We start from the raw sequence: 11,797 nt of genomic DNA on the forward strand, positions 1-11,797 counted from the left end.
TGGTTCCTCCGTTTTCTTAACCATAACGGCGGACCACTTCAGAGGGGGAGGATCACCCGTTCGCAGCGACTAATCACACCTTCTGATTTGAGACGTGACGGACTCGTGGGGCAAACGGTTTACCGTCGAAGCTACAAGTGCCCGTTACGCCTCGCGAATAGTCTTGTTCACGCAAAAACGCCTGCTAACCTCGACTGATAACCCCAGTCTCGACCCATTCGTCAAATTGGGTCAAAACGACCCCACAAAATGCGGTGTCGTTGATGTGAGCATCCAATTCAGTCATCGGCACTCGGCCCGGCATGACCTTGCGGGCTTCATCAACCATGTCCGCAAGGGCTGCGGGGTCATGGGCTTCCTCGCCCTCCTTGTCCCATGCCTCGACGCCTTGCACCGGCAGGAAGAAATGAACCGGCCCGGTTGCTGCCTCCAGCCGGTTTGCCAGTTCTCGTATCCAGGCCCGGCGTTCCTCGCCGTTGAAGACCGAGCTTTTGATCAGGCGGTTATGTTCGTGAAAGGGGCGGTCTGCATATTGGTCGGGTATCTCTTGCCAGCCCGCAAAGTCCAGCAGGTCGAGCGCCCCGGGGGCGACCATCTGTGGCGTGCCAACGCGCCCGGCGTTGGTGACGCGATCCTCTCCGCTTGAGACAACGGAGCCTGCCAGCAAATTGCCAAACTCCTGCATGCAGAAGTCCATCACGCAGGCAAAAGCGCCCTCGGCAGCCAGTTTCTCGAAGGCCATGCCGCCCATGCCGGTCGAGTGAAACACCGCGACCTCAAAGCCGCGCTCTTCCAATGCTGGCTTCAGGGTTTTCATGTAGCGCAGGCAGGACGACCCAAGGCTGGTCATGCCGATCAGAGGTTTGCTGCGATCCGGCGCGATGGCGGCTTTGGCAGCGCCGACCACGGCCCCTGCGGCCTGAGCCAGCGAGGACCGGCAGATTGAGTTCATACCGTACAGCCCCCCGGCCCACAGGATCATCTGAATGTCCGGGGCCAGCCGATGCGGCGGGATCAGCGGCGAGAAGCTGACGGTTGAGACGATGTATTTCGGCACCCCCATCGGCAGAGCCTGCGCGCAATCCAGCGCGAGGTCGGTGCCCATGGTGCCGCCGGTGGCCAACATTCCGTCGAAACGGCCATCGGCATAGGCCTTTGCCACTACTTTAGCGGCCCCGGCGGACATGACACGGAACGCCTTGTTCTCGTCCCCCAGCGCGATCACCTCGTCGATGGACATGCCTTCGGCGGCGGCGACGTCGTGTTTCGAGATGTCGGTCGGCGTCTCCGGATCGCCCAGAACGGACACATCCATTGTCAGTACATCCGCGCCCTGCGCCCGTACGGCATCCTCGATGAACCGCATCTCGGGGTCTTTGGTGTCGTATGTCCCAATCAGCAGGATCGTTTTGTTGGTCATTGGTTTCCTCCCGTCCATGCGTGTTATCCGAGGTAGTGCGTCAGCAGTCCCCGGGCGGTTTCAACGAACCGCGTATTGCGTGCCTGTGACCCATCTTCGTCCATCCGGGACGATATCCACCCGACATACGTGGCTGCGCGCAGGGCCATGAACAGATCGAGATGCTTAGTGTCGAACGCCCGTTCTGACCGGTATCCCTCAATCAGGGCTTCTTGCAGAGCGTCGTAGTCAGGCTCGCGCAGGTTTTTCAGCAGCGTTGTGGCGAGGTCGAACAGGCGGAACCCAAACCCCGCATCGTCGAAATCAATCAACCAGAGCTTTTCGCCGTGGATCATCACGTTTTCGCGCACTAGATCGGCGTGGATCAGGCCATAATCCAGCTGACTTTCGATCTGTTGCAAGTGGCTGTTTGCTGTCTCGCGGAACGCGGCGAACAGGGCGCGATCCTCGTCCGAAAGCGTGGGGTTCTCCCAAAATCGATCCCACAGAGGGGCATCGCCCAGCAGCCCGGCACGGTCCCAGGACCAACGCGTAAAGCCATCTGGCCGGGTCCAGACATCGCTGGTCTCGTGCAGCTTTGCCATCTCGCGCCCGAGGGCCCGGAATTTCCCGGTGCGGTCGTCATGGTCGATCCCGGTTTCGGTCGATCCCAGCGGGCGACCTGACAGCCAGTCCAGCATATCGACCTGAACGCGGTCCAGCAGATGCAGATAGCGTCCGTTCTTGGCCGGCACGGGCGTGGGCACACTGACACCATTGGCGCCAAGCTCGATAATCCATTGCAGTTCGGACCGTAGGGCGGCGTCCGAATGCAGCCCCTGACGGTGCAGGCGCAGGGCAAAGCCTTTCCCGCCGGTCTGAACCCGATAGACATGGTTTTCACGGGCTGCGACCAGCGACCATTCAGCGTCGTCCATGCCCCAAAGGGTCAGGGCTTGCTCGACAATCCGGGTCATAGGGTCAGCGGGGTTTCGGCCAAAACCTCGTCCAGTGTGTCAAACAGCAGATCGGCATTCTCTTTCGAGAAGGGCATCGGTGGCCGGATCTTGAGCGTGTTCTTGTGGCGGCCCAGTTTTGAATGGATGATCCCCTGGTGCCGCATCGCATTGATCACCCGATCGGTGAATTCACTGGCTGGTTCCTTGCTTTGACGATCCAGCACCATTTCGGCCCCGAAGATCAGGCCCGAGCCGCGCACGTCGCCGATAAAATCATACTTCTTTTGCAGCGCCGTCATACGCACGCGGGCGTGATCGCCCACCACCTTGGCATTGGCGACAAGGTTCTTGTCCTCAATCTCTTCCAGCACCGCCATGGCTGCGACGCAAGAGACCGGGTTGCCGCCGAACGTGTTGAAGTACCGATAGCCCTTGCGAAACGTGATCAGGATTTCGCTGCGCGTCACCACGCCGCCCACTGGATGGCCATTGGCCATCGGTTTGCCCATTGTCATGATGTCCGGCACCACGCCCATTTTCTGATGCGCCCACATATGGGTGCCGGTGCGGCCAAAGCCGGATTGCACCTCATCACAGATCAGCAGGCCACCGGCCTTGCGCACTACCTCGGCCACCGGTTTCAGCCAGCCGTCGGGATGGTTGGGGAAGCCTTCGTTCAGGAAGTATGGGCAGACCACCAAGGCGGCGAAACCAATGCCGGATTTTTCATGCTCGGCAATCTGTTCGGCCACGGCATCGGCAAACCTGTTGCCGTCCGGGTCGGGAGCGCGATAGCTGTCGGGTGCCTCCACAAACCGGAAATACTGATTCAAACCGAAGCCAACGGTCGGCACGTTCGATTTGCTCAGCTGGCTGACAAGTGAAGTGTTGCCGTGATAGGTGGCATCCGTGGCGATGATGCCGCGTTTGCCGGTCATGCCCTCGGCCATGCGCAGGGCGATGTCGTTTGCCTCGGACCCGGTGCAGGTCAGGATGGCTGTGTCCAGCGTCGTGTCCATCGTGCCGGTCAGCTTTTCGACATAGTCCAGAATACCGTCGTGCAGATAGCGGGTATGGGTGTTCAGCGCCGACGCCTGACGGCAGATCGCGTCGACCACGCGCGGGTTGCAGTGGCCGACATGCGGCACGTTGTTGTAGCAGTCCAGATATTTGCGCCCGTCCGCATCCCACAGCCAGACACCGTCGCCCTTCACGATATGAAGCGGCTCATCATAAAAAGTCGAAACATTCGGGCCTAGCAGTATGGCCCGGCGTTCAACAAGCTCGGCGGATTTCGGGGGAAGCGTCATGCGTTTGGCCCTTGGTCAGAGTTTTATCCATGCGGTTTTCAGGTCGAGATATTTCTCGAGCGCGTGCAGAGACTTGTCATGCCCGTTGCCCGATTGACGCACCCCACCCAGCGGCACGGTCAGGTCAGACCCGCCATAGGTGTTCACGTGCACGACGCCTGCGCGGATACCCGCGATCATGCGGTGCGCGCGGCTCAGGTTCGACGTCCATACGCCCGAGGACAGACCGTAGACCGTGGAGTTGGCCAACTGTATCGCCTCGTCCTCTTCCTTGAAGGGCGTCACGGCCAAAACCGGGCCAAACACCTCGTTCTGGAACAGGTTGTCGGCGGGCTTCACTCCGGTCATTACGGTCGGCGCCATATAGTAACCGCCGGTTTCCTCAAGAATGCGGCCGCCACCTGTGCGACGCTCGGCGCCTTCGGCTTCGGCCTTGGCGACGAATTCCAGGTTGGAGTCCAGTTCGGGCAGTGAATGAACCGCGCCGATTTGCGTGTCCAGGTCCAGTGGGTTGCCGACGCGCATCGCTTCGGCATGTTTGACAAGTTCGGCAACAAATTCGTCGTGAATGTCCTCTTGTACAAGCAGACGAGATCCGGCGATGCAAATCTGGCCGGCGTTGCGGAAAATGCCGCCCGCCGATACTTTGGCGGCATCGCTCAGGTCCGGGGCGTCGTTGAAGACGATGTTGGGGGATTTGCCGCCCAGTTCCAGATAGCAGCGTTTCATGTTCGAGCGTGCCGAATACTCCAGCAGCCGCCGACCTGTCGCGCCCGAGCCGGTGAACACCATGATGTCCACATCCATCGATAGCGCCAGCGTTTCACCCACCACCCGGCCCGAGCCGGTGACGACGTTCAGCACGCCGTCGGGCACTCCGGCCTCAGCCGCCAGTTCGGCGAGCTTCAGCAGCGAAAGGGACGCGCTTTCGGCCGGTTTCAACACCACCGAGTTGCCTGTGGCCAGCGCCGGGGCCAGTTTCCAGCTGCCGATCATCAGCGGCATGTTCCAAGGCACAATCGCGCCAACGACCCCAACCGGCGCGTGATGGATCAGGCCCAACACGCTTTCGGCCGTGGGGGCGATCTGGCCATAGACCTTGTCAATCGCCTCGGCGTAATAGCGGAATGTGCCGGCCGCCGACATCGGTTCGGCCTTCATGGCCATGGTAATCTCGGTGCCGTTGTCGCGCACGCCCAGAACCGCCAGTTCGAGGGCGTGCTTTTCGATCAGATCGGCCAGTTTCAGCAGCACTTTCTTGCGCTCGGCCGGGGATCGGCGTGACCAGCGGCCATCTTCGAACGCGACCCGAGCGGCGGCAATCGCTGCCTCCATATCCGCTGGTGTGCCTTCGGCAATCTGGGTCAGAACCGTGCCATCAATCGGCGACAACACATCCCGGTGACCGCCTTCCGAGGCAGCGATCCAGCGACCCCCGATGAAGTGCGAACGGGGGGACAGAACCTGAGATCGCAGGGCGTCAATGTCGGATTGGTTCATGGCAGGGTTACCCTTGCTGATTGGGGTGATCGGAATCGACCGGTAGCGCGGTCGGCTCGGGTTTCAGCTTGTTGCGGAATTCAAAGTACAGCGTGCGGAGATGAAGCAGCAGGATCAATACGATCAGCGCTGTCAGGATCGCGGCAATCGGGCGGTCGACGAAATCGAGCGGTGATTTGACCCGAGCCATGGCGCTGCGCAGTTTGACTTCCATGATGCCGCCCAGAACCATGCCCAGGATGATCGGCACAATCGGCAAGTCCAGCCGTTTGAGGATCAGGCCGAACACACCAAACCCGGCGGCAATGGCGCAGTCGGTGATCGAGTTGCGCAGGCTATAGACGCCGACAAAGGCCAGGATCAGGATCAGGATGCCCAGGAACCGGGTTGGGATCTGGATGATCTTCAGCAACAGGTTTGTCGAGAACAGCAGGAACACCAGAACGATGACGTTGAGCAGGATCAACGCCATATACAGCGCCATCACAAAGTCCATCTGGTTTTCAAACAACTGGGGGCCGGGGATGACGTTATGCACGTAGAACACCGATAGCATCATCGCGGTCAGCGCCTCGCCCGGGATACCCAGCGCCAGCAGCGGGATCATGGCCGCGCCGGGTACGGCGTTGTTGGCGGCCTCGGACGCCACCAGCCCTTCGGGTGAGCCATCCCCGAATTTGTCGGGGTCTTTCGAGGTTTTCTGCGCATAGGTGTAGGACAGGAATTGCGAGGTAAACTCACCCGTGCCCGGCACCATGCCCATGAACACGCCGATGCTCGAGGATACGGTGGCAACGCGTTTGATGCCCAGCAGTTCCTTGAGACCGGCAAAGATGTTGCCGCTGACATGCGCTTCGCCCGGTGTGTGGTTCTTTTCCAGCAACAACAGCAGCGCCTGGCTGATCGCAAACAGGCCCAGCACGACCACGATCAGGTCAACGCCAGAGGCCAGCCAGCTTTGGTCAAAGGTAAAACGGCGGGTGTATTTGACCGGCTCAAGCCCGACGGTGTTCAGGAAGATCCCGAAGGCCGCCAGCATACCAGCCGCAAAAATCTGCCCGCGGTGTGCAAGGATCACCAGAATGATCCCCAGAAGGGCGGCCAGAAAAATCTCGCGGCTGCCGAAATGCGGTGCGATCAACGCCAGAACCGGAGACAGGATCATCAGGCAGATGATGGCGAAAACGCCGCCAAAGAAGGATGCAGAGTAGGCCAGTGACAGCGCACGGTGCCCTTGTCCGCGTTTGGTCATCGGATAGCCGTCATAGGTGGTTAGCGCGTTCACCGCCGTGCCCGGCGTGTTGATCAGAATGGCCGGAATGGCGCCGCCATACATGGACGAGCCATAGATGCCCAGCAGCAGCGTCAGCCCAACAATAGGTTCGAACGCGAATGTAGCAGGCAAAAGGATGGCGATGGCCACAGCCGCGCCGACACCGGGCAGCGCGCCGATGATGACCCCACCGATCGAGCCGATCAGAAGGGCAACGATCACCTGCCATTGCGTCAGAATAGAAAGCCCGGACAGAAACGTTTCCATGGCGCACCTCAGAGATAAGTCAGCGCAAAGGCGCGTACGGAGTCCGGCAGGTATTCATAGACGGCGCCTGCCGGAATTTTGACCTGCAGAAAGGCGCGGAAGATGACCGTCACTGCGATACCAAACGCTGCCGCTAGGCCAATGGCCCCGGCGCTCCGGAACCCGGTTCGGATTGCAAGAAAAACCGCGAACAGAACGGTCGATGGCAGGTATCCCAAAAGCGGGACGACCGCGACATAGATCAGAAAATAGGCGACGTATTCAAAGGACCGCAGCCAAAATGCCACTTCGGGCCAGCGCCCCGGAATACGGTCAGATATGGCCGAGCTGAGCCAGTGCAGAAAGGCAAAGATTGCCATTGCCCAAAGCGAGACCATTGGCCAGAAGCCGGGTTGTGCAAACCACTTGGTTCGCTTGACGACCTGGGTCTGCTCACCCAGTTGGGTCAGCAGGAAAACAGCAAAAACCAGAAAGGCCAAAGCAAAAACAACATCGCCGGGTCGGCGGTATCGTTTGAACATGTCCTGAAGTGTTTTAGCTATCATAGTCCCCTCCCTAACCGCTGAAAAAGTCGCGCGAAGAGCTCCCGCGCGACCCTGTGGTTCCTTTATTCGCCCACGAGGGCTTGGATGGCACCAATCGTTTCACTGTCACTTTCGATCTGGGCGTTTGATGCGTCGGCATCCAGCCAGTAAATCAGAACACCGGTCTCACCGATCAGGTTCTGTGCCTTTTCGGTCTGCAGCGCGTTTTGTGCAGCGACCGCGATTTTTTCGCGCGCTTCTGCCGGGGTGTCCTTGTGGACAAACAGACCGTTCCAAAGCGCCACATTCAGATCAGGGTGCAGTTCGCTGACCGTTGGCGTGTCCGGTGTCAGGCTAATGCGCTCGTTGCCAATGCTGGCCAGAACGTTGACGTCGTCCAGGCAGGGCAGGATCAGCTGCAACGTGGTGTTGATCACGTCGACATCGCCGGAGGCCAGAGTGTTGCAGTCCAGCGCATCAAATGCAGCTTCGCTTGCAAAATCAAAGCCCGAACTGATCGCGGCGGCAAACGTCACCTGGGTGGGCGGCAGGAACGACCCAAAATGACCCAGCGCCACGTCGTTTTCCTTGCCATAGGCGACCAGTTCTTCCCAGGTCGCGAATGCGGCGTCTTTGCTCGACGCGATCACGAAGGGATAGGTCATGAAAATGCCGATTGGCTCGAACGGGTTGGGGGACAGTTCGGGAATGCCGATCTGGGGGCCGCCGACGGGAACGTCCGTCACGAAGGACCCGATGGTATAGCCATCCGCCGGAGCGGTTGCCACTTCGACAGCGCCGGGGAACGGGCCGCCGCCACCGCCGGGCTTGTTCACGACCGCGGCGGGAACACCATACATCGCCTGGAACTCGTCCGCGATGATCCGCGTCAGGACGTCTTCCAAGTCACCCGGGGGCCACGGAACGACAAAGGAAACAGGTTTTTCAGGATATTCAGCCAGCGCAGCCGTCGCTGACGCAACAAAGGCTGCAGTTGCAAGAAACTTTTTCATTGACACCTCCTGTAAGTGGTTCGTTATATGAACCGCATTAGCATTAATAATGTTGCTTTGTTAAGGTTGTTCTGTCAAGTATTACCTTGGCGGGAGGATACGAAACACATAGGTACCGGCCTGAACGCTCTGAAAATGCTCCATTATTTCTCAAACGCCCGACCGGAAATCGGGTTAAGTCAGTTTGCGCGGTTGTCCGGATTGAACAAAGCCACTGCGCTGTGCCATCTACGGGCGCTCGAGGAATACGGGCTGATCGAACAGAACCCCATGACCAATTCCTATGCGGCCCCGCCGCGCTGCACCTGGCGGCGTTGCGCCAAATCGCCCGTCCCGGGATAGAAAGTGCCCACCAAAGAATGCAGGCCTCTACGTGGGACGTGGGCGAAAGCCTGCATCTTTCGCTGCTTGAAAAAGATTCTCTTCTAACCGCGCTGGTGGTCGAAACGACGTGCCACAATGTACGTGTCAGCCTCGATCCCAGCGAGATTCCTCCGATCGATGCCACCGCTTCGGGCCTGTGCGTGCTCAGCTTTGGTCTACCCTACTTGTTGGACCCTCTCGCGCAGGAAGAACATACGCGATACACGAACACCACGCTGACTGACCCGACCGAAATCAAAGAGCTGGTCGCGACAGTCAGCCAAACCGGTTGGGCCAACAGCAATGGAAGCTATGAAAACGGCGTCTATGGTTATGCGGCACCCAATATTTGGATTTGATCAGGTGGCGCTGGGAGCCATTGCGATTGCCGTTCCCGAAGGCCGCGCCGGAAACGAACCACTGCCAGAAATTTTGACCACCCTGCACGCCCTTTCGATTGACTTAACCGCAAGATTTGGCGGTCAGCTCCCCGCCGAATTCCATCCTTGAGCGGATGGGCGCAAACCCCAGAGACCCGAGAAATGAAAGACTCGAACTTTCTTAAGGAAAACAACGCGCATTATTTCTGACACTCGATGACGCGGATCTGTAGCAATCTTTTGGCGTTTGACCCTCACGCCATTATCGGCTGAACGACAGCTACGCCCAGAGTTTGCGGCGGAATCATCAAATCGTTCACTCTCATGCTTTTTCAATCCAAACCCGAATGCCTGGCATCGAATTCTCATGATGTACTGCAACAGCAACTCCGGGGATTGATACCAAAGTTCCGACCAGCGAGTGAAATGCTCGGGTAGCATAGCAGAGCCATTCAGGAATTTTCGGGCCGCGTTCATTCATCAGGAAATATTGCGGAAAAACCGCAATGCCTGATAGCCTGCTGAGGAACTGGACAACTGCGCTTTAACCCCTTGTTACCTTCTCTTGCGCGTCCCTGTAACGATGGCGGGTCAAACAATGTCCCTAAATGTGAACACATTCCATTTCGACTCGTTCGATCTGTGGACCGAGAAGATGTGGCGCTTCAGCAGCCCGATGATCGTGCATTGTGAAAACCCAAATGCATTCAAGGGCTTCAGCAAGACTTGGGAACTTGGCGATCTGGGAATGACCTTTTTCAGTGCACCACCTTACCAGGCAGAACAGACAGATGTCGAACTTAGCAAAGCACAGCGCAAAAGACTTGTTCTGACGATTCCAACCAGCGGGCGATGCGAATTCAATCAATTCGGAAGATATGTGGAGCTTGGCCCTGGTGACGCGGTTTTTCATGTCACCCGGTCACCGATGGTATACACTCAGCGGGAACCAACCACCGCCTGGTTGATCAGTATCCCATTGAAAACGGCATTGATGCACGTGGACGATCCGGAAGAGATCTGTGCCGTGCTTATCTCAGAAGCCACGCCCGGGTTCAGGACCTTGCGGGCACTGCTCTCGGCAATGCCGGATGACGTTCCAAATTTGTCAGACGCGGCCCGCGATATTTTTGTCCATACCTCAATCGAAATGATCTGCGCGATCATTACTCAAATGCGCGGCGATGCCAGCAGCCGACGCAGCCAGATTGCACGTCAGAGGCTACGGCAGATCAAGGGATATATCGACCGCCATTTGGGCGATATCGACCTGACTCCGACCCGAGTCGCCGATGACCATTCGATATCGCCGCGCTACCTGCATTATTTGTTCAGCACCGAAGGGCAGACCGTCTCGAAATACGTGTTGAACCGCAGACTTGAGGAAAGCGCGCTATTCATCACCCGCAACAAGAACAAGAAGCTGGATGCGGGTGATGTAGGGTACCGTTTCGGGTTTGCCAACTCAGTTCAATTCAGGCGGGCTTTCTCACGAAAGTACGGTACGACACCGTCGAAATACCTAAAACTGACACTATCAGCGCAGTAAAACAGTACTATCAGTGCAAAATATGTAACCGATTGTTGCGTTTTGAGTCCCCCTTTTTCTTCCTGATGTCATAGCCAGGGGATGGTCCGCTCGGTCTGACCGGTAGGTCGTCGCGATGAGATGCCGCTCCGTTTCTGAGCCAAACAGGGAGAAGACAATGTTCTTGTCGACCGAGAAGAAGCAGCTTTCAGAATTACCCAGAAATTGTACGTTTCCGGAAAACGATTGGCACATTCTGGCCGGGTTTTGGCATCCGGTCGCCTTTTCGTCTCAGGTCAAGGACAAACCCGCCAAGGCCAAGCTTCTGGATGTCGATCTGGTAATCTATCGCACCGTCGACGGGATCGCCGCAGCGCGGGATTTGTGTGTTCACCGCGGCGCTGCCTTGAGTCTGGGCTGGATGGACGAGGACTGCAAAAACATCGTCTGCCCGTTTCACGGACTGCACTACAACAAGGACGGTGAGTGTACAAAAGTCCCGTCCATGCCGGACCAGTCAAAACCGATCCCGAAATCCATTCGGTTGATCAGTTATCGGGCGCAGGAACGGTATGGCCTTGTCTGGGTGTGTCTGAAACCCGAGGCAATCCGCCCGATCCCGGAATGGCCGCTTTTGGAGAATGCCGGTGACGAATGGCTGACCATCGAAATCCCGGAGGGCCTCTGGAAAGCCTCTGCCAGCCGGCATGTCGAGAACTTTAACGATCTCGCCCATATTTCCTGGGTGCATATGAAAACGTTCGGCAATCGGGAACGTCCGGAAATCATCGACTACAAGCTCGAACTCGACGACAACGGGATGCGCATGGAAATGCCCTATATCGAGGTTGAACGCGGTTACAACGACGATGAAGGCGAACGCGAGCGCGAGGTGTACTACACGCACTTCTTCACCTTCCCTTTCGCCACGGATTTACAGGTGGACTACAAGACCGATGATGGCGGACACGTCACCAGCCATTTCTATGACATCGGTACTCCGATCAGCGCCCATGAAACGGCGATCTTCCAGATTTCGCAGACGAATATCCCGGGGGCAACCGCCGAGGACTATGCCGAATATCAGCTGGTCACGAACGAAGAAGATCTGGCCCTTGTCGAAAGCCAAAAACCGGAAGAAGTCCCGCTGAATATCGCGGAAGAGCTTCACATTCCGGCAGACAAATTCTCGATCCAGTACCGCCGGGCTCTGGTGCGCCTGTTCAATTTGGGTGCGCCTGAAATGACCGAGTAATCGGCGGCAAGACAAAAGAAAAAGAA

The 11,797-nt window shown here is 57.9% G+C and carries 11 protein-coding genes; 4 read left to right on the top strand and 7 right to left on the bottom strand.

The window, feature by feature from the left end:
* Positions 1–184: 184 nt before the first annotated feature.
* The 7 genes from GOX66_RS06460 to GOX66_RS06490 all read right to left on the bottom strand — a co-directional run bounded on the left by GOX66_RS06460 (position 185) and on the right by GOX66_RS06490 (position 8,245).
* On the bottom strand, positions 185–1,420 hold the full coding sequence (locus tag GOX66_RS06460; RefSeq protein ID WP_170760767.1) for a Tm-1-like ATP-binding domain-containing protein: 1,236 nt from the start codon (positions 1,418–1,420) through the stop codon (positions 185–187).
* A gap of 23 nt (positions 1,421–1,443) precedes the next feature.
* Complete coding sequence (locus GOX66_RS06465) at positions 1,444–2,376, bottom strand: phosphotransferase enzyme family protein (RefSeq protein ID WP_170760770.1); 933 nt, start codon at positions 2,374–2,376, stop codon at positions 1,444–1,446.
* Positions 2,373–3,668, bottom strand: coding sequence for an aspartate aminotransferase family protein (locus GOX66_RS06470; protein WP_170760772.1), 1,296 nt, complete (start codon positions 3,666–3,668; stop codon positions 2,373–2,375). Before GOX66_RS06470 ends, GOX66_RS06465 begins: the two co-directional genes overlap by 4 nt.
* A 15-nt stretch (positions 3,669–3,683) precedes the next feature.
* Complete coding sequence (locus GOX66_RS06475; RefSeq protein ID WP_170760774.1) at positions 3,684–5,168, bottom strand: aldehyde dehydrogenase; 1,485 nt, start codon at positions 5,166–5,168, stop codon at positions 3,684–3,686.
* 7 nt (positions 5,169–5,175) lie between these two features.
* Complete coding sequence (locus GOX66_RS06480; protein ID WP_170760776.1) at positions 5,176–6,708, bottom strand: tripartite tricarboxylate transporter permease; 1,533 nt, start codon at positions 6,706–6,708, stop codon at positions 5,176–5,178.
* 8 nt (positions 6,709–6,716) lie between these two features.
* The gene (locus GOX66_RS06485) at positions 6,717–7,253 is read right to left on the bottom strand and encodes a tripartite tricarboxylate transporter TctB family protein (RefSeq protein WP_170760779.1); all 537 of its coding nucleotides are present in this window, start codon (positions 7,251–7,253) and stop codon (positions 6,717–6,719) included.
* 62 nt (positions 7,254–7,315) lie between these two features.
* Positions 7,316–8,245 (bottom strand): tripartite tricarboxylate transporter substrate binding protein, encoded by a 930-nt coding sequence (locus tag GOX66_RS06490; RefSeq protein WP_170760781.1) that lies wholly within the window; start codon positions 8,243–8,245, stop codon positions 7,316–7,318.
* Between the two features lie 135 nt (positions 8,246–8,380).
* Here GOX66_RS06490 and GOX66_RS06495 point away from each other — a divergent pair, with 135 nt between their 5' ends.
* From GOX66_RS06495 to GOX66_RS06510, 4 genes are all read left to right on the top strand, one after another.
* The gene (locus tag GOX66_RS06495) at positions 8,381–8,587 is read left to right on the top strand and encodes a helix-turn-helix domain-containing protein (protein WP_170760783.1); all 207 of its coding nucleotides are present in this window, start codon (positions 8,381–8,383) and stop codon (positions 8,585–8,587) included.
* Positions 8,560–8,967 carry an IclR family transcriptional regulator domain-containing protein gene (locus GOX66_RS06500; RefSeq protein ID WP_419555546.1) on the top strand — a complete coding sequence of 136 codons (408 nt, stop codon included), beginning with the start codon at positions 8,560–8,562 and terminating at the stop codon, positions 8,965–8,967. The genes GOX66_RS06495 and GOX66_RS06500 overlap by 28 nt, the downstream gene beginning before the upstream one ends.
* Positions 8,968–9,586: 619 nt before the next feature.
* Positions 9,587–10,537, top strand: a complete 951-nt coding sequence (locus tag GOX66_RS06505; protein WP_170760787.1) for a helix-turn-helix domain-containing protein — start codon at positions 9,587–9,589, stop codon at positions 10,535–10,537.
* A gap of 157 nt (positions 10,538–10,694) precedes the next feature.
* Positions 10,695–11,771 (top strand): aromatic ring-hydroxylating oxygenase subunit alpha, encoded by a 1,077-nt coding sequence (locus GOX66_RS06510; protein ID WP_170760790.1) that lies wholly within the window; start codon positions 10,695–10,697, stop codon positions 11,769–11,771.
* Positions 11,772–11,797: the final 26 nt, after the last annotated feature.

The organism is Ruegeria lacuscaerulensis, assembly GCF_013031245.1.
Taxonomy (GTDB): domain Bacteria; phylum Pseudomonadota; class Alphaproteobacteria; order Rhodobacterales; family Rhodobacteraceae; genus Ruegeria; species Ruegeria lacuscaerulensis_C.